Source organism: Phycisphaera sp. (assembly GCA_025916675.1).
Taxonomy (GTDB): Bacteria; Planctomycetota; Phycisphaerae; order Phycisphaerales; family UBA1924; genus JAHCJI01.
On sequence record CP098402.1, the window covers coordinates 1,347,190 to 1,372,918 of the forward strand.

The window sequence follows — 25,729 nt, forward strand, 5'->3', positions numbered from 1 at the left end:
AGTAGTGTCGGATACCTCAAACAGTCTGCGCGGGGATCATCGCCCATGACCAACTCTGGTGACTCTCGCGGCTGGGCGTTCTGGTGGCTCTGGGCCGCGGGCGTGTACAACATCCTCTGGGGCGCGGCGGTCGTCCTGTTTCCCAGCCTGCTCTTTGATCTGGTGGAGATGGAGCGCCCCGTCTATCCCCAGCTTTGGCAGTGCATCGGGATGATCGTTGGTGTGTACGGCGTGGGCTACATCATCGCCGCGAGGGACCATCGCCGACACTGGCCCATCGTGCTGGTGGGTTTGCTGGGGAAGGTGTTCGGGCCCATCGGTTTCGCGCAGGCCGTCTTGGCCGGCGATCTTCCGGTAGGTTTTGGTGCGACCATCCTCACGAACGATCTGGTCTGGTGGATCCCATTCTCGCTCATGCTGCGTGACGCGTGGAAGCGGTCCGGGCGGTCGGCATGACCGAACACGTCGCGTTGGGCCACGCGGCCGCCACGTGGTTCATGGTGGGCCTGATCTGGTTCGTGCAGGTGGTCCACTATCCGCTGTTTGTTGGCGTGGGCGAGCGCGGATGGGCCCAATACAGTCGCCGGCACCAGTCGCTCACGACGCTCATCGTTGGGCCGATGATGCTCGTCGAGCTTGCCGCAGCCGGATGGCTGCTTGTGCTTGATCCCGGTGCCATGACCATCTCCGGCGCTGTCTTGCTTGCGATCGTCTGGCTTTCGACGTTTTTTGTGCAGGTCCCCTTGCATGGACAACTCGGCAAGGGCCACGACGCCGCCATCATTCGGAAGCTCGTCGCCACGAACTGGCTGCGCACCGCACTCTGGACCGTACGAGGCGTGATCGCGCTCGCGATGGTCTAACTGTCCTTCATCATCGCTTCCACGCCCTTGCGATCGAGCGGAAGCTTGGCGCTCATGTTCTTGGGGCCGTCGCTGGTGACGTGGATGTCGTCCTCGATGCGGATGCCGATGTTCTCGTCGGGCAGGTAGAGGCCGGGCTCGATGGTAACGATCGAGTCCTTGCCCAGCGGGGTCTTGGGGTCGACGTCGTGGACCGAGATGCCCATGTGGTGGCCGATGCCGTGGTAGAAGGCGTGGCCGTAGCCGGCCTTGTCGATGATCTCGCGAGCTGCCATGTCGACGTCGTGCATCCAGGTGCCGGGTTTGCACGCCTTGATCGACGCCTTCATGGCCTTGAGCACCAGCTCGTACGCGTCGGCCTGGGTGCTGCTGAAGGTGCCGTTGACCGGGAAGGTACGGGTGATGTCGGCGCAGTAACCACCCATTTTCGTGCCGCTGTCGAGCACGAGCATGTCGCCGTCTTCCATGGTGCGGTTGTTGGCGCCGTAGTGCAGCACGGTGGCGTTGACGCCCGACCCGGCGATGGGGTTGAAGGCGTTGCCGTCGCCGCCGTTGTCGGCGAACGTCGCGACGAGCGTGCGGATGACGGTGCCCTCGTTGGCACCGGGCTTGATCTCTTGGGCCGCGGCGCGAACACCGGCCATCGTGGCGTCGACGGCGCCCTGGATGAGCTTCCGTTCGGCGGGGCTCTTGGCGGCGATGAGCTGGTAGAACGGCTGCCACATCGATTCGATCGACACTCCCGGCACCCGCTCGGCGGCCTTGCGGAAGGTGGCCAGATCCTGGTTGATGCCCGCCGGCGCGGGGCGGGGCTCGTGCAGGGTGGCGAGCTTGCCCGTGCGGCTGGCGGCCTCGGTGACGAGCCAATTCAGGCGGCTCGTGCGAAACACGGTGCCCACGCTCAGGCGATCGCGCAGCTCGGGGCTCAGCCCCTCGCGGATGCCGTGCCAGGCCTCGTCCTCGGGGTCACGGGTGCGGAACATGAGCACCTCGCGGCGGCGCGGGTTGGGGTGGCTGGGGTCGAGCAGCAGGGCGGCCCCGGGCTCGTCGGTGATGCCGGTGAGGTAGAGGAACTCGACGCTCGGCTCCCAGTCGCCGCGGAGCGAGGCCGAGTGCTCGCCGGCGAAGACCACGGCGGCGCGATCCTTCAGCAGCTTGGCGACCTTCTGGCGGCGCTTCTTGATCTCGGCGGTGGCGATGGGCGTGTAGGGCTGAGCGGGAGCGGCGGGTGGTTTCTTAGCCATGGGCCATGATTGGCGCGCCGGGAAGTCGGCGCGTCAGGCCCGCGACACGCCGACGCCATCATGGGTATGCTCGAAGCGCAGGCCCGCAGCCGTTCGTGAGCCCCGGCCGGCGACCATCCAGCCCGCGAGCGAGCGAGCCGTGATCGCCGAGAGGCGATCGTGGCCCTCATGGCCGAAGTAGGCGATGGCGCGACGCAGCAGGCCCTCGCGAACCGCGTGCGGGCACGCGGCGAGGGCGGCCCGATCGAACTCCAGACCGCTCCCGCGCACGGCCACCACCGTTGCCCACTGAGCATCCGTGGATTGCTCGACGACGCGAGAGGCCTCACGGATAGCATCGGCTGCCCGCGCCGCACGCGTGGCTGCGCCGGGTCGGAGATCCTCGAGGACCGGTAGCACGCGGGCGCGGAGGGCGGCGCGGAGGGGCGAGTCGGTTGTGCCCGGGTCCGCGTTGGTCGCATCCCGTGCCCACGACCAGTCGTGGGCCTGGCAGATCGCTTCGGCCTGGGTGCGTGTTGTGTGCAGCATGGGGCGCACGAGCGTGACCGCATCGCTCAGCTGGCGTCGGGGGGCCGGGCCTCGCAGCCCTCGTGGCCCAGCGCCGCGGATGAGATTGGCCAGCATCGTTTCGAGCACGTCGTCGGCGTGGTGCCCTGTGGCGACGTACCGGCATCCGGTGGCTTGGGCCATTGCGGCGAGCGCTTCGTATCGGACAGTTCGGGCGTTGCCCTCGGCGTTGCCCTTCGGCACGTGGACGCGCTCGACGTGGACCGGCAGCGAGAGCATCTGGCCGAGTTGCTCGACGAGCTCACGATCCGCCTCTGCTTGCTCGGGCGGCCGCAGGTCGTGGACGACGTGGCCGATGGCCTCGACGCCGGGCTTATCCGCGAGCGCGATCGCGAGCGCCGATGAGTCGGCACCACCCGAGACCGCCAGCAGCGTGGGGCGGGCATCGTCGCGCACGGCCGAGCCACCGGTGAGGGCTCGCCACGATCGGACGATGCGGCGTTGGGCTGTTGCGCAATCTCCGGACACGGATGATGATATCGAATGGTTCCGAACCAGCCGGACCGACACTACTGTTGCCCGATGGAGTATGCCGCGATCATCCTTGCCCAGACCGAGCCCCCCTCGGACGCCGATGCGGGAACCGGCGGCCGCAGCGCCGCCCAGCAGACCGCCTCGTGGGTGCTCATCGCCGCGGCCATCGTGCTGCTGACCTGGGTCATGATGCGGCTGCAATGGCGGCGGCAGCGACGCTCACCCGACGAGGAACCGGTCGCCGAGATGCGAGAGACGCTGGTCGATCGCCAGGCCGATATGGAGCGGGCCGCCGAGGTGGGGGAGATCGTGCGAGACCTTGCGTCCCGGCTGGAGACCCGGGCCGCGAGGCTCGAGGCGTTGCTGGACCAGGCCGACGAGCGGATCGAGAAGCTCGAAGCCCGATTGGCGGCGGGGGCGGTGTCGGGCAGTGTCGCCGCGTCGGATCGGCCGACCCCGACCATGCAGCTCAGCCAGAACGGGGCGGGCGATCCGTGGACGGACGATCAGGACGCCCCCACAACGCCGGCCAACGGCCACGATCCGCTCCACCAGGAGGTGTACGAACTGGCCGACGGCGGCCGGACGCCGCTGGACATCGCCCGCCGGTTGGATCAGCAGGTGGGGACGATCGAGCTGATCCTGGCGCTACGTCAATGAAGATTGGTTTGGAATTGATGGCGGTTTCTGGTATTCTGTGCTCCATGGAGTGAGATTGTTTACCAGGAGACAAGACATGGCCCGAACATTCGCGATCGCCGCTATCGTATCTGCCGCCGGACTCGCCACTGCCCAGACCGTGGACATCAACATCCTGGTCGACGAGCCGGTCCTCGCCCCGGGCGACAGCACGACGGTGATGCTCGAGGTAGCCTTCACCACGGCCGACTACGCCGTTGCGGGCGTGGCCACCGACTTGCTGGCCGATACGCTCCCGGGAAGCGACATCTCGGGTGCCTGGAGTGACTGGCAACTGGTGGCCCCCATGTCCGGCCCGGGCACCACCGCGGGCTTACCCGACGGCCTGGGCAGCTTCACGGGCATCCTGGCCGGCCAGCTCAATTTCCCGCCCGCGGGCATCTACAGCGACCCGAGCAACCCCATCGCGTTCTGGCAGGCCACCTTTACCGCTCCGTTGGATAGCGGTGGCTTCCGCGTGGACCTGACAACCGACACCAGCCGCCTGGACATGTACCCCAGCCGCGACTCGTCCCTCAGCGAGTCGCGGCTCGACCTAGTGGTCGAGGGTGAGGCGTCGCTGTTCCTGGTGCCCGCGCCGGCGGGTGCCCTCGTGCTTGGACTCGGGCTTGCACCGTTCGGGCGACGCCGCACTCGCAATTAGGAGGATTCCACGATGCTCAAGGCCATCACGCTCGTTTCGCTCGCCACGGCCACCGCCGCGGGTGCCCAGACCGCCAGCCTGAACTTCGACGTCATCGATCCCGGCCCGCTGAGCCCGGGCGACAGCACGATGGTCTTCCTCTCGGCCGGCTTCGATCCGGCCGACTACGCCATCGCCGGCGTGCTGACTGACGTCCTGGCCAGCGCTCCCAGGGACCTCACGGGTGCCTGGAGCGACATGGCCCTCATCGCCCCGATGGACGGGCCCGGCACGGCCGCGGGCGCGCCCAGCGGCATGGGCGGGGTCTCTGGCATTATCGCCGGCCAGCTCAACTTCCCACCGGCGGGCATCTACGCCGATTCCACCAACCCCATCGCGTTCTGGTCGGCCACGTTCACCGCGCCGGCCGACCAGCCGGGCGGCTACGTAGTCGATCTGTCGACCAGCACCAGCCGCTTCGACGTGTACACCGATCGCCGTTCGAGCCTCAGCGAGTCGCGCCTGGACGGCCTGGTCGAGGGGCGCGGCCAGATCTGGGTCATCCCGGCGCCCGCGAGCGCGCTGGTGCTGCTCGGGGGCCTTGGCGCGGCACTCTGTCGGCGTCGCTAGATGAAGGAAAACGCGATGCTGAACGCGTCCGGATCGTCTGCCGTGTTGTGCCTGGCCGGCACCGCCTGCGCCCAGGTCGTCGGCCTCACCATCGAGGTCGACCAGCCCGTGCTGATGCCCGGCCAGAGCAAAGCGTGCGCCTCGTGGCCGGCTTCGACCCGGCCGACTACGCCCTCGCGGGCGTGGCCACAAGCCTGCGCTTCGATGGCCTTGCCGGCGAGCCGCGCGACTCGTGAAGCCGCCTGCGGCTGCTGCCGCCCTTCGACGGGCCCGAGTTCCCGCCCACGCTCGAAGCCGACCGCATCGGCGGCATCATCGCCGGGCAGCTCAACTTCCCGCCCGCGGGCATCTATGCCGACCCGGTCAACCCAGCCCCCTTCTTCGAGGCGACGTTCACGGCCCCGATCGACGCCGGCGGGGGCTACCGCGTCGACCTGCTGACCGAGACCAGCCGCTTCGACGTGTACATCGACCGCGAGTCGTCGACCAGCGAGTCGCGCATGGACATCCTGGTCGAGGGCTCGGCCACTATCCTCGTCGTTCCCGCTCCCGCCAGCGCCGCCGTGCTCGCGCTGGGGCTGGCCGCCACGCGTCGCCGCCGATGATCGGCCGCCGCCCGCGCATGTCCGGACGTGGTGCCATGCGTTGTGGCCCCGGCCCACGCCCCGCGCACCGGAGCGCACTCCGTGGTGCCCGGTCCGGATCGCGTGGGGGCCAGGCCAACTCGCGTGTTGGCCGGCCAGCATCGAATAGTGGCCAGGCAAACTCGCGTGTTGACCGGTCAACATCGGATATTGGCCATCCAAACTCGCGTGCTGGCCGGGCACCCATCCGCCGTAGCGGCCTCCCAGAGCCGAAATCCCGATCATGATGCGAACGGGATCCGCCGGGGTCCCCCGCCCGGCGGTTCTCGCCCGCCCCGTGGTGGCCGGTGTGCGCCGACCGCCTTGCATCGGTGGGGATTCGCGGTATCTTGTTCCTATAAGGAGCACGCCATGCCGACACCCCGCCCCGACCGTGAGCGCCGTGCCACCGCGATCCTCGCCGCCGCCGCGGTCGCCATGGCCGCCGCCACCGCCCTCGGGCAGACCGATCCGCGGATCATCATCGACATCGAGAACCCCGACATCGCGACCGTGGGCGGGTCGACCGCCGTCCGCCTGTTCGCCCAGTTCGACGACGCGAGCGACTACGCGATCGCCGGCGTCGCCACGCGCCTGATCAGCGATCAGGGCGGAGCGGGCTGGTCGGACTTCCGGCTGGTCTCGCCGATGGACGGGCCCGGAACGAGCGCGGGATCGTCGTCGGCCACCGGCGTGGACGGCATCCTCGCGGGCCAACTCAACTTCCCGCCCGCGGGTATCTTCGCCGACCCGACCAACCCGATCGCCTTCTGGGAGGCCACCTACTCGGTGCCCGTTGGGGCCGGCCCCATGGTGCTCAACCTCTCGACGGTCACCAGCCGGTTCGACGTGTACATCGACCGCGACATGGCGGCCAGCGAGAGCCGCCTGGACGGCCTGACCGAGGGCTCGGGCCGCATCACCGTCACGCCCGCACCGGCGAGTGCGCTCGTGCTGCTGGGCCTGCTGGCGGTGCGGCGGCGACGCTGAGCGTTCGCCTGACGCAGCACCCTCCGCGGATCGGCTTGCATCGGCGGGTGTTCGTGGTAATCTGTCCCAAGAAGGAGCCCGAGATGCCGACCCAGACTGCCGGAAAGCCCCGCCCCGCCACGGCACTCCTCGTCGCTGCTGGGTTCGCCCTAGCCGCGGGCCGGGTGCTTGCCCAGGGGGGTGGGGATCCGCTGGCCGAGCCGTTCCCGGATGTGTTCGAGTTGTCGAGCCTGCTGCCGAGCGAGGGTGGGGATGGGTCGCTGGGGTTCGTGCTCGAAGGAACTCACGAGTCGGAACATGTCGGAATCGCTGTCGGCAGGGCGGGTGACATGAACGGCGACGGCGTCGACGATGTCGTCGTGTCGGCGTACTCGCTTGATCGGGTCGCTCGTGTCGCGGTGTACGTGATCTTTGGGCGATCTGGTCCCAGCGGTGCTGGCGTGCCGGCGCTCATCGATCTGGGGTCTCTCGATCCCGCCGTTGGTTTTCGCATAGTTGGCGACGTGATCTATCGCGCGTTTGCGCGCAGTGTGGCTGGTGTCGGTGACATCAACGGTGACGGATTCGACGACTTAATCATCGGGGCGAATCAGTTCACCGGCGTGACAAGCCCCTGGAGTGGTGCCGCGTACGTCGTGTTCGGCCGAGATACGGCAGTGAGCCCTGCGTTCCCATCCGAGTTGCATCTGGCTGATCTGGACGGCTCCAACGGCTTCCGGCTATCGGGCTGGAGCACATACGTTCCCGGGGTTGGGATGTACGCGGGCTACGAACTTGGGAGCGGGGCTGGTTGGAGCGTCAGCGGGGCGGGCGACATTAACGGTGATGGGTACGACGACCTGCTGGTCGGGGCGCCAGCGGCGGTGCTCGACGACAGCCCCTATGCCGGAGTGGCGTGCGTGGTGTTCGGCCGCGATGGGTCGACCGCGCCCTTCCCCGTGTCAATGGATCTGGAGTCTCTCGACGGATCCGATGGGTTTAGGATCCTGGGCCGCTCGGCCCGCGACGATGCGGGTCGGTCGGTCTCGGCGGCAGGCGACGTGAATGGCGACGGATTCGATGATCTGCTCGTGGGCGCGCCGGGTGAACTCTCAGAACTCACGTGCCCGATGCCCGGTTCGTGCTACACGGTCGAATCGGGACGGGCCTATGTGCTCTTTGGCCATGATTCGATCACTACCTCCCTGCTCGATGCGGTCCGCGGCGACGTGGGGTTCGAGATGCACACCGGCACGTTTCGGGCGAACCTTGGCTGGGCGGTAGCCGCAGCGGGTGATGTCAACGGTGACGGAGTCGGCGATTTGGCTACTGGCTCGCCGGGCGGATTTGGTGGACAGGACGGTGAGGCGCATGTCCTTTTTGGTCGCGAAACCCTTGGCGGGCCTTCGCCGTTTCCCGACGAATGGGATCTGAAGACGCTGGCTCCGGGCGATGGTTTTCGGTTCGGCGGTCTAGAGCGTGGAAACTGTGGTTCGAGCTTGAGTTCACTTGGCGATGTGAATGGCGATGGTTACGACGACGTACTCATTTCCTGCCCGAGAGAGTGGACGTCCGTCGTCATCTTTGGTCGTGGCGGGAGCGGGGCTGATCCATTTCCAACGGAACTGCGACCAGAAGACATCACCCAGCGCACCGGTGTGATCCTCATGGACGCAGGGAGCTTGACTCGTGACACTCGAACAGTGTCCGGCGGAGGCGATATCAACGGGGACGGTGTACAGGATCTCATACTTGGGAGCCCACGGTCTCGGGTGGGCAGCAAGAGCTACGTCGGGCGGGTCTATGTTCTATATGGTCGTCGCCAATGCCCGGCCGACCTCGACGGCGACGGCGACCTGACCATCTTCGACTACCTTGAATTCGGCTCCCTCTTCGACGCCGGCGACCCCGCCGCCGACTTCGACGGCGACGGAGAACTCACCATCTTCGACTTCCTGGCGTACCAGAACGCCTTCGATCTCGGCTGCCCGTGATCAGCCGCCAGGCAGGTGCTTCTCGATCCAGTCGTCCTGCCTCAACACGTGCCCGCGGTTCACGCGGTCGCGGTGCTCGGCCTTCTTCTGGGCCCGCGTGATCGCGATGCGAGCCAGGCGGTCGCTGGTGAGTTCTTCTCTGGCCGTCCGGCGGCGGATGAAGGCGGCCAGCTGTGGGGCGTTGTGGTCGACCAGCTCGTCCTCGAGGCTGGCGAAGATCTGGGCGCTGCCGGGGTCGCCCTGGCGGCCGGCGCGGCCGATGAACTGGCGATCGATGCGTTTCGAGGCATGCAATTCGGTCAGGATGACGTGCAGGCCGCCGGCTTCGCGCGCGGCCTTGTCCAGAATAATGTCGGTGCCGCGGCCGGCCATGTTGGTGGCCACCGTGATCGAGCCGCTCTGGCCGGCGTCGGCGATCAGCTCGGCCTCGGTGGCGTCGAAGTTGGCGTTGAGGACCTGGTGGGGCAGGCCGCGGGCTTCGAGCCGCTCACTAATCCTCTCGCTGACCTCGATGGAGCGCGTGCCCACGAGCACCGGCCGCCCCTGGGCGTGCTGGGCGACGACCGAGTCGACGATTGCCGCGAACTTGGCGCTGGCCGAGCGGAAGATGCGCGTGGGCATCTGCTCGCGGATGAGCGGCTCGTTGGTTGGCATGACGACGACCGGACGCGAGTAGACGGTCTCGATCTCGCCGCGGGCATCGATGGCCGTGCCGCTCATGCCGGCGAGGAACCTGTAACTTCTAAAAAACCTCTGGAAGCTGACCCGCGCGAGGGTCTCGCGGTCGGCGGTGACCTCGACGCCTTCCTTGGCCTCGACGGCTTGGTGCAGCCCGTGCTCCCAGGATCGGTCGGCCAGGTAGCGGCCGGTGTACTCATCAACGATGACCACGCGGCCGTCGACGATCTGGTAGTGGTGCCCTCGCAAGTAGCAATGCCGAGCGGCAAGGGCTTGCTTGATGAGTTCTTCGGCGCGGCGCGGCGCCTTCCAGATGGCGGCTTCTTCTTCGGCGAAGAGGTCCTTGAGTCGTTCGCGACCGCGACGCTTGAGCTCCGCCCGGCGGCGGACGTGCTCGACGGTGTAATCGGGGCCCTCGTCCAGGCGGTTGGCGAGCTTGGCGGCGGTTGCGTAGACCGGGCCCATCTCGTCCTCCTTGCGCGCTTGGGCGATGATGAGCGGGACAACGCCCTCGTCGATAAGCACGGCGTCGGCCTCGTCGACCAAGGCGGCGTGCAGCCCGGGCACGAGCGGAGCGAGCCCGGCGGCCTCGGGGCGGTTGCCCATGCGCGCCAGGGCCTGGCGGCCGGTCCACGGCGTCTTGAGCTTGCCGATGCGGAGCTGGTCTCGCAGCCAGTCTGCGGTGATCTGCTTAGGCGTGCCGTACACGATGTGCCGGGCGTAGATACCCGAGCGTTCCTGCGGCGAGAGCTCCTGCGTGATGGCGCCGACGGTCAGGCCGCAGCGGGTGTAGATGGGCTTGCGGCTGGTGGCGTCGCGGTCGGCCAGGTAGTCGTTGACCGTGAGCACATGCAGCCGCTTGCGGCTCCACGCGATGAGCGGGGCGGCGATGGAGCCGGTGAGGGTCTTGCCCTCGCCGGTGGCCATCTCGACGACGCGGCCGTGGTAGAGCCCCAGCGCGCCGGCGAGCTGGACGACGTAGGGCTCCTGGGCGGTCTCGCGACGGGCGACTTCGCGCATGAGGGCCATGGCGCTGCGGAGTTGATCGGGATCGACCCGGCCGCGCACGAACGCTTCACGCGCGGTTCGCACGGCCTCGTCGAGCTGCGATTCGCTCAGGTCAACCACGCCCGAGCGCAGGGCGTCGACGCGCTTGGCCTCGGCCAGCAAGTTGGTGCGCGTGGTGCGTAAACGATCGACGCGGGCGCGCGCCTTGACGGCGAGCGTATCGAGCCCGGTGTAGTGCTCGGGCTTGCGCTGGCGGGCGCGGAGGGCCTGGAACATGACCTCGTAGCGCGTCAGCTCGCTGACGGCCTGGCCGGGATTGGGCGCTGGCATGGAGGGCGTGGCGGTCATGGGTTAGATGTCGATGCGCCCCTGCACGAGCTGGCGGAGGCGATCGACCCATTGGCCCAGCAGCGGACGGGGGGGGAGCGAGAAGCGGACGGCCACGCGCTCGCCCGGCATGGGTGGGAGCGTGGTCGTCGCCCCATCGAAATTGGCTTCCATCTCGACGATGAATCGTGGACGCATGGCCTGGGGCGATTGTCCCTCCCGACGATCCGTCTGCACCTGGCCGCCGCCGATATCAGCCAGGGCGGGATGGGGCAGCGAGCGATCGCCCGCGTCGCGACGGACAAACTCGGTGACATCGAACGCGACCCCAGGCTGGGTGTGCCGGCGGATCTCGGCCGAGAAATCGTCCTCGAAATTCATGGTCTGGAGCCAGTCGGCCTGGCGCTGGTCCATGGAGGCGACCACGCGGATGTCGTTGCTGGCCACCACGGTGCAGATGGGCTGGCCCAACTGGACGTACTGCCCCGCGAGCTTGCGGGGATCGTCCGAGATGAACCCGTCGTGCGGCGCGCGCATCGTCAGTGACGCGACTCGTTCCTCAAGGAACGCCAGGCGTTCGAGCAGCACGGCCCGCCGCTCGGTCATGAGATCGGCGATGGGCACGCCCTGGGCCATGGCCGCCTTGAACCGGGCCTCGAGCTCACGGAATTGTCCCGAGGTCTGCGCCAACTGTGCGAGCAACTCGGGATTCTCGGCGATGGCGATGGTCTGATCTGCCGTGACGTATTCGCCCGGGCTCACGAGCACGTCGGCCACGAATCCGTCGGCACCCGCGAACACGCCGGTGAACCGCTCGCTCTCGACGACCGCGCTGGCGCGCCGGTGGTCGGGCATCGGCACGGCCCCCAGCAGCAATCCAGCGGCACCAACAGCCAGGATACTCGTGAGCACGGCGCGAGAGCGCTTGTCGGCGATCTGCGGGCTGGTCGCCAGCCAGTGCGTCCACTTGCCGAAGGGCATGATGAACCACACCGCGGCGGTCCAGATCGCCAGCACGAGCCCCAGCCCGAACATCTGGCCCATCACGAACAGCGTGATCGAGAAGAACAGGAACACGCGGTAGGCCATGGCTGCCCAGCCATAGGTGATGAGCCAGGGCTTCTCGCCGGGCTGGATGGTGGGGGGCTTGGCGTTCTTGATGCGGTACATGTGCTTCTGAAACTGGTACTTGATGAGGTTCTGGGCCCGCTGCATGAGGTTCGGGGCCTCGAGCAGGTCGCTAAGGATGTAGTAGCCATCGAAACGCATGAGCGGGTTGGCGTTGAAGAGGATCGTGCTGATGCTGGCTGTCAGCATCGCGCTGTAGGCGAACTGGTTGACCACGCCGCCGGTGTCGAGGGTGGCCAGCCACACGAACCCCGCGATGGAGGCCGCGGCCAGCTCGAAGATCATGCCCGCCGCGCCGACGGACATCCGCTGCCACTTGCTGGCGAAGGCCCAGGTGCTCGACGCGTCGACAAATGGTGCCGGGAACATGACGAGCATCATGATGCCGAGTTCGGGCACTTGGCCGCCGAATCGCTTGCACACCAGGCCGTGGCCGCTCTCGTGGATGATCTTGCTAATCACGAACACGACCATGAGCCAGGGCCAGTTGGCCGGGGCGATGGCGCCCTGGAAGCGGGTCGAGTCGAACAGCGCACCCGCCTCGCTCGCCAGGGCGAGCAGGGCGCTGAACAGCAGCACGCACCAGGCGATGAAGCCCCAGCGGTTGAGCAGCGGCCGCACGATGGGCTCGAGGGCCGTGAAGATCGAATCCGGATTGAACAGCCGGATGCGGAAGTACATGATGCCCATGGCCTGGCCGATGGCCTTCTTCTTCACGCGCTCGCGGCCGCGGCGCAGGAGCTGGTCGGTCTCGGGCGTGTCGTCGGCCTTCAGCAGGTTGGCGTTGTAGAGCTGGCTGATGAGCTCGACCGTCTCCACCTGCGTCGGCGCCGCGTCGCCGTGGGTTTCCAGGCACAGGTGCCAGGTTTCTTCGACCGTGCGCTTGCCGTCGAGCAGGCACACGAACTCGTAGGCCATGGGCGTGAGGCGGTAGAACTGGTTGCTGGCCGGGTCGTGCACCACGTGCCATCGCCGGCCGCGGTAGTGCTGGCGGGTGATCTGCGTGTGCGAGCGCAGGCGCGGCTTCATCGCACGCACGCGGCTCCACATCGGGCTGAAGGTCGGGCGTTCGCTCATGTTCGCGGGCCCCCTAGTACCACAGCCACAGGCGGGCGGTATCGAGCAGGCGCCGGCTGAGCACCCAGATGATGCGCTTGTCGCCCGTGTCGATGTACGCGATGCCCTCCATGCCCGGGCGCAGCCAGCCAGGCGGGTTGGTCAGCGTGCCGCGGAGCTCGAAGACGTTGCTGCCCTCGTCGGGCTGGCCCAAGGGCACGAGGCTGGTGGCGTTGAACTCGAACCGCTCGCCGGGTCGGGCTCGGGTCGCGAAGCCGCCGATGCTCTCGGGCGAGACGTAGCCGATGTCGTTGTCCGGAACGCGGGCGATGACTTCGAGCTCGTCGAGGTTGGCGATGCGGAACACCGGCTCACCCACGTTGATGGCCGAGCCGATCATGCGCCTGGGGTCGCCCGAGACGATGGTGCCATCAATGGGCGCGACCATCACGGCGCGTTCGATCTGCACGTCGATGTACCGCAGGCGCGCTTGTTCCTGCTCGAGCCGGCCGAGCGCCTGGTCCGCGGCGTTGAGGTCGCCCTCCTTGCGGGCCTCGTCGGCTTCTCGCCTGGCCGCGGAAACCGAGGCTTGCGAGTCGATGCGGCTCTCGCGGAGTTCGGTCGTGTCCAGCATCATGAGAACGTCGCCCTTGGCCACCTGGACGCCCGGCCTGATGCGCTCGGGCACGCTGGCGATGATGCCCGCGAAGGGCGCCGCCACCGCACGCTCGTGGACGGCCGACAACTCGGCCTGCGCGTCGATGCGGTAGGGAATCTTGACAAACGTGACAATTAATAGCGTTACGAGCGCGACGAGCGCGGCAACCTTCCACGCCGTGTGCCGCGGGCCAACGAGCCAGGTGCCGCTCTTGAGCACGCTGTGCCAGGCGCGCTGGGGGATCGGCCGATCGTCGCTGCGGCGCAGTTCGATGACCGGACCCACGAGGTCGAGCGTGGCCTGGAGCAGTTCGAGCTTGGCGGGTTCAAGCTGGTCTTCTTCGGAAAGCTCGATGGTGACCACACCGACGACGCGCTCACCCGCCCGGATGGGCAGCGAGGCGACCTTGAGGCGGGCGTCCGACGACGCGAGCTGCCGGTGGGCGTGCGTGACGGCTCCCGAGAGCGTGGGATCGACCGCGGGCTCCAGATCACTCTCGGGATTTCCGCTGGCAACCTGCGGGATCGGATAGACCACCGCGTGGGCCTGGTCGTAGCACTCTTCCATCGCGGCTTGCAGCATGCGCACCATGTGCAGGCGGCGGTCGACGTGCTCGGTATCGCTGAGCGCCTGGACGCGGACGACACCCGAGTCGCCGAGTCCCTTGATCCAGCCGATGGCCGCGCGGTCGGCCGTGGCGGCGCGGGCTAGATCGTTGACAAGCTGGAGGCATGCGCCCTTGAAGCCGCTGGCCTCGTTGATTGACGCGATAAGCCGGCCGGCCAGGTCGAGTGCGGCCGAGGCCTGCCACGCGCCCTTGGCTTCTTGCCGTGCCGCATGCAGCTTGGCGTAGCCGCAGAGCACCTCGACGAGCGCCATGGTGGTTTGGGTTGCTTCGCGCGAGCGTTGCTCGATGGTCAGGCAGATGGCGGCCTTGTGCCCGCCGCCCAGCGGCAGGTCGATTGGGCCGGCGATGACCGCCCCGCCCTCACTGCCTGCCCCGTACATGGGCGTTTCGGACGCGCTGAGCGCGAACACCCGGGCCTCGCCCTCGCGCGTTGCTTCGGCGGCAGCCGAGCGCACCCACGAGCCGTGCTCGATCTGGCTTGGGTCGATGCGCCTCGGCTCGCCGGCCTTGCCCGATTGCGGTTCGCCAGCGGTAACGGCGTAGGCAATGGACGGCTCTTCGGTGCCCTGCCCCTCGGCGTCGGCGGCCGAAACGATGACCACCGAGCCCTGCCGGGCGTTGGCCACGCGTGTGAGCACGCCGCACAGGCGGGCGAGGAAGGTGGTTGCGTTGGGCGATTCGGCCGAGAGTTCCTCGACGATGCGCTTCCACGCTGGTGTTCTCAGATTCGAGATATCCGTCACGGTCGCTCCTGTGTGGGGCAACGGGCCAATCGCGTAGCCCGCCGGCTCGCGACGGCCGGGCACGCTCGATTCGTTCTGGTTGGGCCGCCGGGCTGGTTAGCCGGCGTCGGCGGCCAGGGCGGGCTCGCCCTCGTGCTCCCCATCGTTATTGGGTGCCCGCTCGTCATGCTCCGCAAGGATGCGCATGAACGCCTCGGTCGGCTCGGTAAATCGGACCCACGCGGGCAGGCCCGACAGCAGCCGGTCGGGGTTATCCATCTCGACCTTCACCCAGACCTTGTCCGAGCCAAAGTCGGCCACGGGGCTCACCTCGGTCACGGTAGCCTCGAAGAGCTTGGGTTGGCCCGCCACGCTGACGGCCACCCACGCCTTGTCGCCGCGCTCCACCCCGGTGCTCAGCACGGTGCTGGTGGGCGTAGGCACCCGGACCTGGAGGGGGTCGATCGACACCAGACGCACGGCGGGCTCGCTGTCTTGCATGGCTTGGCCCGGCGTGACCTCGATGGCCGCCACGGTGCCGTCGAACTGGGCGGTCACCGCGAAACGCTCGAGTTCGGCCTTCTGACGCTCTAACACGATGCCCTGCTCGATGAATCGTTCTTCGGCCGTGTCGCGTTCGATCTTCGCGTTCTCCAGGGAAGCCTTGGCACGCTCGAACTCCAGGCTGCTCCCGCCGCCCTGCTCTCGGGCCGAATTCTGGTTGTCGAACTCGATCTGGGCGAGTTTCACACGGTTCTCTGCGGCCAGAATCTCGAAGCGGTTCTTGGCCCGGCGTTGCTGGAGGCGGTAGGCGGCTTGGATATCGCCGTCGCGGGCCCGCACGAGCACGTCGCCCTTCTTGACGTGGTCGCCCACGTCGACCAGCACCGCACGGACCTCGCTGGGCTGGTTGAAACCCATCAGGGCATCCTTGCTGGGCTGGGTAAAGTGGTAGATGCCCCCGAACTCGGCCGCCCACGAGGGCTCGTAGGCGTAGCTTCGCGACTGCTCGGTGCCCTGCTGGGCGTTCGCCGAGGGCAGCAGGGCCGCCCCGGCAATTGCGGGCAGGGCGAGGATCAGGAGGAGGACGCGGGCGGTTTTGTGATTGGCATTGGCCATGGTGACCCAGTATACGGGTCGTGCGTAGGTCTTTGTTCCCCTGTTCATGCCAAATCGGAGCCGATAGCATGCCTCGGTGGTAGAAACCCTACCATTTTCCTGCCGGATCTGGCTCACGTGTCAAGGGGCCGCGCGTGTAAAGGAGGACACTCCAATGCGTCCGAACCACACCAATCGTGGATTCACCATTCTCGAACTCGTCGCGATCATCGCAAGCCTTGTGATCGGCTACGTGGCGGCCGTGCCGCAGTTGGGGCAGGCCCGCGATCAGGCCCGCGAGTTGAAGGACTCGACGCAGCTTCGCGGCATCACCCAGGCGTGCGCGATCTGGGCGCAGAACAATCGGGAGCGATATCCGATGCCGAGCCGCATCGATCTCAACGGCTCGACCATCGCTAGGCCGGATGGCCTCGTCGGCCGTGACCTGCGTCTCGACACCACCGGTAACACGCTTTGCCTGCTGATTTGGAACGGGTTCTTGCCGCCCGAATTAGCGGTGAGCCCCAACGAAGTGGGCAACGTCGAGGTCATGGCGAATTTCAACTCTGCCGCGCCACAGTCGGCGATGAGGCCGCGCGACGCCTTCTGGGATCCCGCCTTCCGCGGCACACCGCTCGACGAATGGGGCGGCAAGGTGCCCGGTGCCGTGGGCGACGCGAGCCACAACTCGTATGCGCAGATGGCCTATCACGGTGCCCGCGAGGCGGTGTGGAGCAACACGTTCTCGTCGGCCGAAGTCTGCTGGGGCAACCGCGGCCCGGCCTACACGCTCGACCGCGGCGTCTGGACGCCGCTGGCGGGCAGCTCCTTCGGCGACGGGTCGACGACGCTGCGAATCCACGGCGCGCCCGAGACGTGGGAGGGCAACATCGCCTTCAACGATCAGCACGTCGAATTCCTGGATCGGCCTGATCCCATGCACCTGACCTGGGTGTTCCCCGGCCTCGAGGACCAGTTGAACCGCAGGCACCCCGACAATGTGTTCCACTCCGAGAATGACCACGATCGCACGGTCATCGACGAGAACATCGCGCTCGTCGCCGGAAGCGACGGCCGGGGATCGCTGAAGGCCACCGGCAAGCCCGGCGGAAAGGGCGCTCTTGACCAGAAGAACAACTATCTCCGTCCGATCTCGAAGGTCGTGCCCGGCGAGAACGGCACGATCGAGACCCAGTTCTGGATCGATTAGGCCCCATCTCGGTCTGGTCGCTGCGGGCAACGGGGCAGCGACGCTCGCCAGAGTTGGCGCGTGGGCTGCTCAGACGCGCCGTGGCCGATTACGCAGGGCAAGAGGTCCACGTCGAGAACCGGCCCGGCCGGGCACCGGTTGCCGAGGGCTTGGCAATTTCATTGTCACGAACCGATGACGTGGCGATGTGCGCGGTGGCCCGGTGCGCGGCGATCGGTATCGATGTCGAGCGGCTCAGGCCTTGGCATGAACTTGCCGACATGGCGTCGCTGGTCGGCGAGTCATCGCCCGGTGACGCCCAAGGATTGCTGGCGTTGTGGACTCGCAAGGAGGCGATCGCCAAGGCGTTGGGCACCGGGTTGCCAGACGACGTGCGCACGCTCAAGACGCCGAAAAACCCACCCGAAACTGGTGAATGGGTGCGCGAGCGTGAGCGGCTCTGGATCGGGTGCCCATGCGTGGAAGGTTGTGTGGCATCGCTCGTGCTCGGGCAACCTGGGCCGGACGCACGCGGCATGGTTGGCATCACCGAAACTCGCTCCGATGAACCCGGTTTGCGCGGGTGGTCGATCGCGCTGCGGCACTAGCCCAGATCGATGCCAAGCCGCTTAGCGGCGTCGTGGGCGTGGGTCGGGTCGAGGCCCAGCAGGTTGACGTGGCCAACCTTGCGGCCTGGGCGGGCGGGCTTGCGGTAGTCGTGCAACTTGGCCGAGGGTTCGGCGAGGAGTCCGGCTGGGTCGGGCATCGCGCCCACGCAATTCAACATAACCGTCGGCGTACGCACGGTCGTGGGGCCCAGGGGCATGCCCAGCACGGCGCGAATGTGGTTTTCGAACTGGCTGGTTTGCGCGCCATCGATCGTCCAGTGGCCGCTGTTATGGACGCGCGGGGCGAACTCGTTGGCAATCAGTTGGCCCTGGATCTCGAAGAACTCGATGGTGAGCATGCCAACATGGTCGAGGCTCGACATGAGTCGCTCGGCCATCGCTTCGGCCTGGCGTTGCAGGCCGGCGTCGACGCCGGGGGCGGGGGCGATCGTGACACGGAGGATGCCCTGGCGGTGCTCGTTCTCGACCAGTGGGTAGAAGGCCATCGAGCCGTCCAAGCCGCGAGCGGCGACGAGTGAGAGTTCCCGGTTGAACTTCAGCATGGATTCAAGGATGGCCGGCCGGCCTTCGATCGAGGCCCAGGCGCGCGCTGCGTCGGCGTTCTCGGCGATGATGGCCTGGCCCTTGCCGTCATAGCCGCCTCGGCGGGTCTTGAGGATTGCGGGGGCCCCGATGGCGAGGATGGAGCCATGGAGATCGTCTTCGGTGTCGATCTGTCGCCAGGGTGCGACCTCGAAACCGGCGTCGGTCAGGGCCCGCTTTTCGAGCACGCGATCTTGCGAGAGGCGGAGGCTCTCGGTGCCGGGACGGACCGGAGCGAGTGAGGCAAGCAGGTCCGCGGCGCCGGTGGGCACATTCTCGAACTCGTAGGTCATGGTGTCGAGGCCATCGGCGAATTCGCGCAGCGTGGCGTGATCGTCATAGCGGCCAACCACCAATTCGCACACGTCGCCCGCGCAGGCGTCGGGGCTCGGGTCGTACGCACGAACGCGCACGCCCAGCGGTGCGGCGGCCAGGGCCAGCATTCGCGCGAGTTGCCCGCCGCCGAGAACCCCCAGCCTCACGCGCCGTCCTCGGCCTGGGGCAGGGTCGCGTCGAGCACGGTCTGGGTCTGGTTCTCGCGGAAGCGTTCGAGCGATTCAGCGACCTGGGGATCCGAGAGCGCGACGATCTGGGCGGCGAGAAGGCCGGCGTTGCGCGCGCCGGCGACGCCGATAGCAAGCGTGCCGACCGGCACACCGGCGGGCATCTGGGCGATCGAGAGCAGCGAGTCGATGCCGCTGAGTGCTTTGCTCTGTACCGGCACGCCCAACACCGGCAGTGGTGTCTTGCTGGCGCACATGCCGGGCAGGTGGGCGGCACCACCGGCCCCCGCGATGATGACGCGGATCCCACGATCCCTGGCGGCCGCGGCATACTCGAAGAGCAGGTCTGGCGTGCGATGGGCCGAGACCACCTTGCACTCGTGGGGCACCCCCAGGTCGGTCAGTGCGGCCGAGGCGTGGGCCATGGTGTCCCAGTCGCTCGTCGAGCCCATGATGACGCCAACTAGTGGCGGGCCGGGCGGGGACTTCGGGTGGCGGTTGGTGCCTGGGTCTGGCATCGGGCAGGGTAGGGTGTCGCGGCTTCGATGGCGTGGTTTAGCTGGCCTGGGATCGTGACTGGGGGCGTTTCGCCGGCCGGCTGGTGTCCTCGTCGTCCTCGTCGGCCATGACCTCGCGCGAGGTGCGGCCGGCGAGCATCGACGGGCGTGGGTCGCCGTTCCCGCTGGGTGCCCCCAGCGGGCAGTGATGGAGCACGTGGGAATCGGCGTCGTAGCAGCCGCGCATCTCGTCGTGGGCTGTGCCGTCCCAGAGCGGGCTGCCCACAAAATACGCGGCCCTGGCGATGAGGTGGCTGGCAATGGGGGCGGTAATGAACAGCATGCCGATGACCAGCACCGACTCGAGCACGACATGGAGGCTCGCAAAGTGGGTGGCAACGGCCAGCACCATGCACCCCACGCCGAGCGTGCCCGCCTTGGTGGCCGCCTGCATGCGGCAATACACATCGGGCATGCGAAGCAGCCCGACGGCGGCCAGCACGCAGAAGAACCCGCCTGTCAGCACAAGGGCGACGGTGAGGGCGTAATTGAGCCAGGCAACGGCTTGTGCGGCGAACTCGTTCAAGGCCGGGCCCTCCGCTCGAGGTACAGCGCGAAGGCGGCGGTGCCCAGGAACAGGATGAGTCCCATGATCAGGCACACGCTGAGCAACACGGGCTTGCCGATGAGGATCGCGAAGATGGCGATCACGGCGACCGCAAACATGCCCATCAGGTCGAGGGCAACGACGCGGTCGGGCAATGTGGGACCGATGAGCAGCCGGACGAGGCAGCCGATCATGGCCAGCGCGATCATGCCCAGCACGATGAGGACAACGCCCTCGATGAAGTCGGGCCCTTCGTTCAGCGCGGGGGCGATGGTCTGGGCCAGCGGGAGGGCGTGGAGCACGGCGTTCATCGCGTCACCTCCAGCAGGCGACGCTCGAAGCCGTCCTTGATCTCGCGCCGCATCTCGTCGGGGTCGGTCACGTGCATGAAGTGGATGAACAGGATCGAGCGGTCGGCCGAGACGTCGAGGCTCAGCGTGCCGGGCGTGAGCGTGATGAGGTTGGCCAGGATGGTGAGCTCGGTGTCGGTCAGATCTTCGACCAGCGGGACCGCCAGCACACCCGGCTTGAGCTTGCGCAGCGGGCTGAGGGTGTAGTAGGCCATCTTGATATTGGCGATGACCAGTTCGACAACCACATAGAAGCAGAAGTACGCGGTGCGGCCGACCTTGTGGTAGTACGACCCGCGCATCTCTCTGGGGATGCACAGCCGCAGCGTCACGAACGCGATGACGAAGCCTACAAAGAAATTGGCCGGCGAGAATGGCCCGATGGCCATGGCCCACACGAGCGCGAGAACAAGATTGAGAACGAGCGCGCCTATGGCTGGTCCTCCTCAGGAGTGTGACCGCTATCTTGAACGGTAGCCAGTTCGCGGAGGGTCCCGTCGACGGCCCGCTGGTAGTTTTCGCCCAGCACGGCCCGCTGGTACTTTTCGGTATCGAGGAGCTGTTCACCCGCACGCTCGGCCATGCGGTACAGCGGGTCGACGAACACGCCCAGGCCGATGGTCGCCACAGCGAGCGCGATGATCGGCGCAGCCATGAGGCCGATCCGGACGCGATCGTCCTTGCCCACCACAGGTGGCGGTTCGGGCATGTTCTCGGGCGGTTCCTTCCAGAAGGCCTCGGCCCAGATCTTGGTCATCGAGTAGAGCGTCAGGATGCTCACGCACAGCGAGGCGGCCACGAGCGCGAACGCTCCGGCGGCCAGACCGCTCTTGATGAGCACGAACTTGCCCCAGAAGCCGGTCGAGATCGGGATGCCCGCCAGCGACAGGGCCGAGGCCATGAACAGTACGCCGGTCCACGGGTGGGTCTTGATGAGCCCGCCCAGGTTCTTGAGTTCGCTTGTGCCAGCCAGACGCTGGATGAGCCCGCTGATGAGGAACAGGTTGCCCTTCACGATGCCGTGATGCAGCAGGAACATGGCCGAACCGGCGAGCGCCACGGTGGCGGTCTCGCGCGCAACGATGCTGTCGGGCTGGGCATTGGCGAGCGCGTACAGCGCGACAGCCAGGCCCATGAGCATGTAGCCGATCTGGCTGACGCTGTGGAAGGCCAGGATGCGGCGGATCTCGAACTGGCACGCCGCCCCGAGCACGCCGGTGACCATCGTCAATCCGCTGATCCACATCAGGATGAACGCCGTGATGTCCAATTGTTGGTCGAACAACAGCGTGAACGTGCGCATGATGGAGTACACGCCCACCTTCGTGAGCAGGCCCGCGAAGAGCGCGGTGATGGCAACGGGCGGCGTGTGGTAGCTGGCCGGCAGCCAGAAGAACAGCGGGAACACCGCCGCCTTGATGCCAAAGGCGACCAGGAACAACATGGACAGGGCCGTGATGGCACCCGGGTTCTCGGCCCGGTCCAGCACGATCGACAAGTGGGCCATGTTCAGCGTGCCGGTCATGCCATAGAGCAGGCCGATGGCGGCCAGGAACATGCCGCTCGAGAGCAGGTTGAGCGTGACGTACTTGATGGCTCCCTCGAGCTGCCCCCGCTCGCCGCCCAGGGTGAGCAGCACGAAGCTGGCCAGCAGCATGATCTCGAACCAGACGTACATGTTGAAGATGTCACCGGTCAGGAACGCGCCAGAGCAGGCCGCCAGCACGGCGTGGACGAGCGGGTGGTAGCCGAAGCTCTCGCGCTTGCTGTCGATCGCACCCAGGCTATAGATCGTCAGCGCCACCGCGACCACGCCCGTGAGCACCACCAGCATGGCGCTGAGCGTGTCGGCCACGAGGGTGATACCGAAGGGTGCCGGCCAGCCGGCAGCGTTGGACGTGACCAGTTGCCCATCGCTAGTCGCGTAGAGCAAGGAGATCGAGGCGGCCAACAGGCTCACCGAGCCGGCCACACTGGCCCACCGCTGCATGGTTCGATCCTTCCACAGCCCGATGCACAGCACCGTGGTTGCAAGAGGGATCAGGATGGGTGCCACAACGGTCAGGTTCATCGGTCGGTGGTCCGCATCGCGTCGAGGTCGTCGGTGCCAACCTCCTGGTAGGTCCGCTTCACGAGCACGATCGTGAACGCGAGGATGGCAAAGCTGATGACGACCGCCGTCAGGATCAGCGCTGGGGGCAGCGGGTCGCTGAAATCGCCAACCAGTTGCTCCTCGCCCTCGGGGATGAGCGAGGGCTTGCCCCGCCGAAGCCCACCGGCGGCGAAGATGAGCAGGTTGGCCCCGTGGCTGATGAGCGCGAGCCCGATGATCAGCTTCACGAAGCTGCGGCGGAGGATCATGTAGATGCCCGTGGCGTACAAGAACCCAACGGCGATGGCGAGTAGTAATTCCATGTGGCGATCCTCCTTTCTCTTAAGACTCTTCGGCCAATGTCAGGAGCATGAGCAAACAAACACCCAGCACGGTGATGTACACGCCGATATCGAACAAGAACGGCGTGCCCACTTTGAGCGTACCGAAGCCCGCTAGATCGAAGCTGGTCCACATGCCGTACAGGAACGGCTCGCCCTCAATTAGGCCCGGCATGCCGCTGGCCAGGGCAATACCCAGGCCGACGGCGATGTAGGTGGTCAACGGGACGCGGAGGATCCGTTGCATCGCCGGCACCCCGAAGGCCATGGCGTACAGGGCGAACGCCGAGGTGGCCAACAGCCCACCGACAAATCCGCCGCCTGGCTGGTTATGCCCGCGAAGCAGCACGACGATGCTGAACAGGATCAGTAGCGGCAGCATGAAGCGGGTGGCCGTGCGGAGGATGATGGAGTTCATGCCACCTCTCCCGTTCTTGGGCGTTCTTGACGCAGCTTCAGCAGCGTGTACACGCCTACGGCGGCCAACCCCAGCACGGCAATCTCGCCCATCGTGTCCAGGGCACGGAAGTCAACGAGGATGACGTTGATCAGGTTGCGGCCATACGCGGCGTGCTCGCCGGGCGCATTGGGCATGGCGTGGTGGTTGTAGAACCACGAAATCCCGTCATCGGCGCTGATCGCAAACGAGGAGACGACGAACGCGGCCATCATGAGGCCAAAGGCCGCGCCAACGCTGGCGTCGAGCAGCTTGCCCATCCGTGTGCTATACACGGCGAACCGCGGCAGGTGGTACACGACCAGGACGAAGATGATGACCGTGAGTGTCTCGACGGCGAACTGGGTCATGGCGACGTCGGGAGCGCCGAAGAGCACGAAGATGATCGCAGAGCAATAGCCCACTACGCCGAGCACGGCGATCGTGGACAGGCGGCCGCGCATCTGCGTCGAAGCGACTGCCGCCACGCAGATCATGCCGACGAGAACGGCCTCAAAAAGCAATTCGGTCCAAGGAATGTCACCAAATTGTGGTATGGCCTGTGAGACCGAATCGGTCAGGTCGCCCTGCCACAGCAGCAGCCCGCCGGCGAGAGCGAGCGCAGTAAGCACGGTGATTTGCACGTACACGCGCAGGTACCCACTCTGGAGCACCTTGGTCTGCACGGTGGCCAGCGAGACCGGACCCACCGTGCCGCCGAAGAGCAGGTGATAGATGCGTTCGCAGCCAATGGCCGTGGTGACACGATCGAGGGGCGCGGTTATGGCGCGCCATGGCCTACGCAACGCAAACAGGGCCGCCGCGCCGACAAGGGCTACGCCGCTCAGTAACAAGGCCGTGCTTGGGTGCGTGGTCAAGTAGATCGCGCTGAGCTTGACGAGTTCGACATCATGGCCGCCAGCGATCGACGCTGCCGTGCCGTTGATGAGCTGGTTGGCGAAGAGAGCCGGGAACAAACCACCGACGAGCGTCAGACCCGTCAGCACGACCGGGCCCAGCAGCATGGGTGGCGGTGCTTCGTGCGGGGTCTTCGGATATTTGCCCTCGGCCGTGCGAGCCATGAAGAACGGGCGCAGGCCGGCCTGCAAGCCCGCGACGCCCATGAAGGCGCCGGCGATGGTCGAGATCGTCGGCCAGAGCCACGCGATCTCGTGCGGGCCGCCGTGGGCGTGCAGGCTGCCCTTGAGCAGCAGTTCCTTCGCGACAAAGCCCAGCAGCGGCACCATGCCGGCCATCGACAGGCCCGAGATGATCGCCACCATCGCGGTCACAGGCATCTTGCCGAAGAGCCCGCCCATCTGCTCGGTATCCTTGACGCCGGCCTCGTGGTCGACGATGCCGGCCACCAGGAACAGGGCCCCCTTAAACAGGGCGTGGGCCAGGATGTACGCCGCAGCGGCCTGGGGCGCGCCCAAGCCGATGAGCATGACCATGATGCCCAGCGAACTCACGGTCGTGTAGGCCAGGACCTTCTTGAAGTACGTTTGCCGTGTGGCCAGGTAGGCACCGATGAGCATGGTCGCCCCGCCGAAACAGGACAGGGCCCACTGCCAGGCGGGGGCGTCCATGAACGCGGGGTTGAGGCGCGCGACGAGATAGACGCCGGCCTTGACCATCGTCGACGAGTGCAGGTAGGCACTGACCGGCGAGGGGGCTTCCATCGCGTTGGGCAGCCAGAAGTGGAACGGGAACTGGGCGCTCTTGGTGAACGCGCCGCCCAGCACCAGGATCATGGCCGCCAGCGTGAGCGGGCTCTCGGTCAGGGTGTGGTGGTTCTCGATGATGCCCGAGACTGAGAACGTGCCGGCGATCTGCCCCAGCAGGATCATGCCCGCGAGCATCGAAAGCCCGCCCAAACCTGTCACGACCAACGCCTGGAGCGCGCTCTTGCGGGCCTTCTCGCGCTCGTGATCGAAGCCGATAAGCAGGTAGCTCGTGATGCTGGTCAGCTCCCAGAAGATGAACAGCAGGATCAGGTCGTCCGCCAGCACCAAGCCCAGCATCGAGCCCATGAACCCCATGAGGTAGCCGAAGAAGCGGCCGCGCTTGGGATGACCGTCGAGGTAGCTGTTGGCGTACAGCACGATGGCCGTGCCCACCCCGGTCACCAGCAACGCAAACAGCGTGCTGAGCGAGTCGACGCGGAACGAGAACTCGACGCCCAGCGATTCGGCCCACGTCCAGGCCACAGATGTGGTCTCGCCGGAAGCGGTCGCCGTCATTTGGGTCAGGTAGTAGATGAATCCGACAAGCGGCCCGAGCGCCAGCACGTACCCGGTGGCCCTGCCCAGCACGCGGTGCAAGGAGGGGGCCAGCATGGCCAGTGCGAAGATGGCAGCAAGGGTGCCGACGATCACGGGCGGGGCTCCGTTCTATCGGACCTTAGACGCGACCATCGCGGCGTAGGGTTCGATAACCGGGCGATGGTATCCGAAGATGCCGCTCCGCCGGCTCCTAGGAATCGGTTGTATGGGTTATCCGCTTGAAATGAATG

At 66.9% G+C, this 25,729-nt stretch carries 25 protein-coding genes; 9 read left to right on the forward strand and 16 right to left on the reverse strand.

Annotation, left to right across the window (positions count from 1 at the left end; genetic code table 11):
• The first annotated feature begins 45 nt into the window (after positions 1 to 45).
• Together NCW75_05835 and NCW75_05840 are read left to right on the forward strand one after the other, a co-directional pair.
• Positions 46 to 456 carry an alkyl hydroperoxide reductase gene (locus NCW75_05835; GenBank protein UYV13803.1) on the forward strand — a complete coding sequence of 137 codons (411 nt, stop codon included), beginning with the start codon at positions 46 to 48 and terminating at the stop codon, positions 454 to 456.
• Positions 453 to 863 carry a hypothetical protein gene (locus NCW75_05840; GenBank protein ID UYV13804.1) on the forward strand — a complete coding sequence of 137 codons (411 nt, stop codon included), beginning with the start codon at positions 453 to 455 and terminating at the stop codon, positions 861 to 863. Before NCW75_05835 ends, NCW75_05840 begins: the two co-directional genes overlap by 4 nt.
• On the opposite strand, the gene NCW75_05845 is transcribed toward NCW75_05840, so the two are convergent.
• Both NCW75_05845 and tilS read right to left on the reverse strand, forming a co-directional pair.
• Positions 860 to 2,107 (reverse strand): Xaa-Pro peptidase family protein, encoded by a 1,248-nt coding sequence (locus tag NCW75_05845; GenBank protein ID UYV13805.1) that lies wholly within the window; start codon positions 2,105 to 2,107, stop codon positions 860 to 862. The two genes, NCW75_05840 and NCW75_05845, sit on opposite strands and share 4 nt — an antisense overlap.
• A gap of 33 nt (positions 2,108 to 2,140) precedes the next feature.
• Complete coding sequence (gene tilS, locus NCW75_05850; protein ID UYV13806.1) at positions 2,141 to 3,142, reverse strand: tRNA lysidine(34) synthetase TilS; 1,002 nt, start codon at positions 3,140 to 3,142, stop codon at positions 2,141 to 2,143.
• Between the two features lie 54 nt (positions 3,143 to 3,196).
• Here tilS and NCW75_05855 point away from each other — a divergent pair, with 54 nt between their 5' ends.
• The 3 genes from NCW75_05855 (at position 3,197) to NCW75_05865 (ending at position 5,099) form a co-directional block, all read left to right on the forward strand.
• Complete coding sequence (locus tag NCW75_05855; protein ID UYV13807.1) at positions 3,197 to 3,808, forward strand: hypothetical protein; 612 nt, start codon at positions 3,197 to 3,199, stop codon at positions 3,806 to 3,808.
• A gap of 76 nt (positions 3,809 to 3,884) precedes the next feature.
• Positions 3,885 to 4,490, forward strand: coding sequence for a hypothetical protein (locus NCW75_05860; GenBank protein UYV13808.1), 606 nt, complete (start codon positions 3,885 to 3,887; stop codon positions 4,488 to 4,490).
• A gap of 12 nt (positions 4,491 to 4,502) precedes the next feature.
• Positions 4,503 to 5,099: a hypothetical protein gene (locus NCW75_05865; GenBank protein UYV13809.1), complete on the forward strand. Its 597-nt coding sequence runs from the start codon at positions 4,503 to 4,505 to the stop codon at positions 5,097 to 5,099.
• On the opposite strand, the gene NCW75_05870 is transcribed toward NCW75_05865, so the two are convergent.
• Positions 5,096 to 5,761 carry a hypothetical protein gene (locus tag NCW75_05870; GenBank protein UYV13810.1) on the reverse strand — a complete coding sequence of 222 codons (666 nt, stop codon included), beginning with the start codon at positions 5,759 to 5,761 and terminating at the stop codon, positions 5,096 to 5,098. The genes NCW75_05865 and NCW75_05870 overlap by 4 nt on opposite strands.
• A gap of 333 nt (positions 5,762 to 6,094) precedes the next feature.
• Between NCW75_05870 and NCW75_05875 the strand changes: the two genes are divergently transcribed.
• Both NCW75_05875 and NCW75_05880 read left to right on the forward strand, forming a co-directional pair.
• The gene (locus tag NCW75_05875) at positions 6,095 to 6,712 is read left to right on the forward strand and encodes a hypothetical protein (protein ID UYV13811.1); all 618 of its coding nucleotides are present in this window, start codon (positions 6,095 to 6,097) and stop codon (positions 6,710 to 6,712) included.
• An 83-nt stretch (positions 6,713 to 6,795) separates the two neighbouring features.
• Positions 6,796 to 8,685: a hypothetical protein gene (locus NCW75_05880; GenBank protein ID UYV13812.1), complete on the forward strand. Its 1,890-nt coding sequence runs from the start codon at positions 6,796 to 6,798 to the stop codon at positions 8,683 to 8,685.
• On the opposite strand, the gene NCW75_05885 is transcribed toward NCW75_05880, so the two are convergent.
• The 4 genes from NCW75_05885 to NCW75_05900 form a co-directional block, all read right to left on the reverse strand.
• Positions 8,686 to 10,719 (reverse strand): hypothetical protein, encoded by a 2,034-nt coding sequence (locus NCW75_05885; GenBank protein UYV13813.1) that lies wholly within the window; start codon positions 10,717 to 10,719, stop codon positions 8,686 to 8,688. It abuts the gene before it with no gap.
• Positions 10,720 to 10,722: 3 nt separating this feature from the next.
• Positions 10,723 to 12,903, reverse strand: coding sequence for an HlyD family efflux transporter periplasmic adaptor subunit (locus NCW75_05890; GenBank protein UYV13814.1), 2,181 nt, complete (start codon positions 12,901 to 12,903; stop codon positions 10,723 to 10,725).
• A gap of 13 nt (positions 12,904 to 12,916) precedes the next feature.
• Complete coding sequence (locus tag NCW75_05895; protein ID UYV13815.1) at positions 12,917 to 14,911, reverse strand: efflux RND transporter periplasmic adaptor subunit; 1,995 nt, start codon at positions 14,909 to 14,911, stop codon at positions 12,917 to 12,919.
• Between the two features lie 96 nt (positions 14,912 to 15,007).
• Complete coding sequence (locus NCW75_05900) at positions 15,008 to 16,009, reverse strand: efflux RND transporter periplasmic adaptor subunit (protein ID UYV13816.1); 1,002 nt, start codon at positions 16,007 to 16,009, stop codon at positions 15,008 to 15,010.
• Between the two features lie 154 nt (positions 16,010 to 16,163).
• On the opposite strand from NCW75_05900, the gene NCW75_05905 reads away from it, so the two are divergent.
• Both NCW75_05905 and NCW75_05910 read left to right on the forward strand, forming a co-directional pair.
• Positions 16,164 to 17,198, forward strand: a complete 1,035-nt coding sequence (locus NCW75_05905) for a type II secretion system GspH family protein (GenBank protein ID UYV13817.1) — start codon at positions 16,164 to 16,166, stop codon at positions 17,196 to 17,198.
• 80 nt (positions 17,199 to 17,278) lie between these two features.
• A complete protein-coding gene (locus NCW75_05910; GenBank protein ID UYV13818.1) occupies positions 17,279 to 17,785 on the forward strand; it encodes a 4'-phosphopantetheinyl transferase superfamily protein in 507 nt (168 codons plus the stop codon).
• Here the strand turns inward: NCW75_05910 and NCW75_05915 are convergent.
• From NCW75_05915 to NCW75_05955, 9 genes are read right to left on the reverse strand one after another with little or no spacing between them, the layout of a single operon-like run.
• Complete coding sequence (locus NCW75_05915) at positions 17,782 to 18,870, reverse strand: 5-(carboxyamino)imidazole ribonucleotide synthase (protein UYV13819.1); 1,089 nt, start codon at positions 18,868 to 18,870, stop codon at positions 17,782 to 17,784. The two genes, NCW75_05910 and NCW75_05915, sit on opposite strands and share 4 nt — an antisense overlap.
• A complete protein-coding gene (purE, locus tag NCW75_05920; protein ID UYV13820.1) occupies positions 18,867 to 19,409 on the reverse strand; it encodes a 5-(carboxyamino)imidazole ribonucleotide mutase in 543 nt (180 codons plus the stop codon). Before purE ends, NCW75_05915 begins: the two co-directional genes overlap by 4 nt.
• Positions 19,410 to 19,446: 37 nt before the next feature.
• Positions 19,447 to 19,974 carry a monovalent cation/H(+) antiporter subunit G gene (gene mnhG / locus NCW75_05925; GenBank protein ID UYV13821.1) on the reverse strand — a complete coding sequence of 176 codons (528 nt, stop codon included), beginning with the start codon at positions 19,972 to 19,974 and terminating at the stop codon, positions 19,447 to 19,449.
• Positions 19,971 to 20,306: a monovalent cation/H+ antiporter complex subunit F gene (locus NCW75_05930; protein UYV13822.1), complete on the reverse strand. Its 336-nt coding sequence runs from the start codon at positions 20,304 to 20,306 to the stop codon at positions 19,971 to 19,973. Before NCW75_05930 ends, mnhG begins: the two co-directional genes overlap by 4 nt.
• Entirely contained in the window at positions 20,303 to 20,734 is a 432-nt protein-coding gene (locus tag NCW75_05935; protein ID UYV13823.1) for a Na+/H+ antiporter subunit E, read from the reverse strand. The genes NCW75_05930 and NCW75_05935 overlap by 4 nt, the downstream gene beginning before the upstream one ends.
• 41 nt (positions 20,735 to 20,775) lie before the next feature.
• Positions 20,776 to 22,416 carry a Na+/H+ antiporter subunit D gene (locus NCW75_05940; GenBank protein UYV13824.1) on the reverse strand — a complete coding sequence of 547 codons (1,641 nt, stop codon included), beginning with the start codon at positions 22,414 to 22,416 and terminating at the stop codon, positions 20,776 to 20,778.
• Complete coding sequence (locus NCW75_05945) at positions 22,413 to 22,760, reverse strand: Na+/H+ antiporter subunit C (GenBank protein ID UYV13825.1); 348 nt, start codon at positions 22,758 to 22,760, stop codon at positions 22,413 to 22,415. Before NCW75_05945 ends, NCW75_05940 begins: the two co-directional genes overlap by 4 nt.
• Before the next feature lie 19 nt (positions 22,761 to 22,779).
• Complete coding sequence (locus NCW75_05950) at positions 22,780 to 23,196, reverse strand: Na+/H+ antiporter subunit B (protein UYV13826.1); 417 nt, start codon at positions 23,194 to 23,196, stop codon at positions 22,780 to 22,782.
• Entirely contained in the window at positions 23,193 to 25,592 is a 2,400-nt protein-coding gene (locus NCW75_05955; GenBank protein ID UYV13827.1) for a DUF4040 domain-containing protein, read from the reverse strand. Before NCW75_05955 ends, NCW75_05950 begins: the two co-directional genes overlap by 4 nt.
• Positions 25,593 to 25,729: the final 137 nt, after the last annotated feature.

Coding starts and splice junctions, on each gene's coding strand:
- NCW75_05860 (UYV13808.1), top strand. CDS start 3,885: ATGGCCCGAACATTCGCGATCGCCGCTATCGTATCTGCCGCCGGACTC.
- NCW75_05875 (UYV13811.1), top strand. CDS start 6,095: ATGCCGACACCCCGCCCCGACCGTGAGCGCCGTGCCACCGCGATCCTC.
- NCW75_05945 (UYV13825.1), bottom strand. CDS start 22,760: ATGGAATTACTACTCGCCATCGCCGTTGGGTTCTTGTACGCCACGGGC.
- NCW75_05900 (UYV13816.1), bottom strand. CDS start 16,009: ATGGCCAATGCCAATCACAAAACCGCCCGCGTCCTCCTCCTGATCCTC.
- NCW75_05840 (UYV13804.1), top strand. CDS start 453: ATGACCGAACACGTCGCGTTGGGCCACGCGGCCGCCACGTGGTTCATG.
- NCW75_05930 (UYV13822.1), bottom strand. CDS start 20,306: ATGAACGCCGTGCTCCACGCCCTCCCGCTGGCCCAGACCATCGCCCCC.
- NCW75_05905 (UYV13817.1), top strand. CDS start 16,164: ATGCGTCCGAACCACACCAATCGTGGATTCACCATTCTCGAACTCGTC.
- NCW75_05885 (UYV13813.1), bottom strand. CDS start 10,719: ATGACCGCCACGCCCTCCATGCCAGCGCCCAATCCCGGCCAGGCCGTC.
- purE (UYV13820.1), bottom strand. CDS start 19,409: ATGCCAGACCCAGGCACCAACCGCCACCCGAAGTCCCCGCCCGGCCCG.
- NCW75_05855 (UYV13807.1), top strand. CDS start 3,197: ATGGAGTATGCCGCGATCATCCTTGCCCAGACCGAGCCCCCCTCGGAC.
- NCW75_05835 (UYV13803.1), top strand. CDS start 46: ATGACCAACTCTGGTGACTCTCGCGGCTGGGCGTTCTGGTGGCTCTGG.
- NCW75_05935 (UYV13823.1), bottom strand. CDS start 20,734: ATGGCCATCGGGCCATTCTCGCCGGCCAATTTCTTTGTAGGCTTCGTC.
- NCW75_05880 (UYV13812.1), top strand. CDS start 6,796: ATGCCGACCCAGACTGCCGGAAAGCCCCGCCCCGCCACGGCACTCCTC.
- NCW75_05890 (UYV13814.1), bottom strand. CDS start 12,903: ATGAGCGAACGCCCGACCTTCAGCCCGATGTGGAGCCGCGTGCGTGCG.
- NCW75_05940 (UYV13824.1), bottom strand. CDS start 22,416: ATGAACCTGACCGTTGTGGCACCCATCCTGATCCCTCTTGCAACCACG.
- NCW75_05845 (UYV13805.1), bottom strand. CDS start 2,107: ATGGCTAAGAAACCACCCGCCGCTCCCGCTCAGCCCTACACGCCCATC.
- NCW75_05865 (UYV13809.1), top strand. CDS start 4,503: ATGCTCAAGGCCATCACGCTCGTTTCGCTCGCCACGGCCACCGCCGCG.
- NCW75_05950 (UYV13826.1), bottom strand. CDS start 23,196: ATGAACTCCATCATCCTCCGCACGGCCACCCGCTTCATGCTGCCGCTA.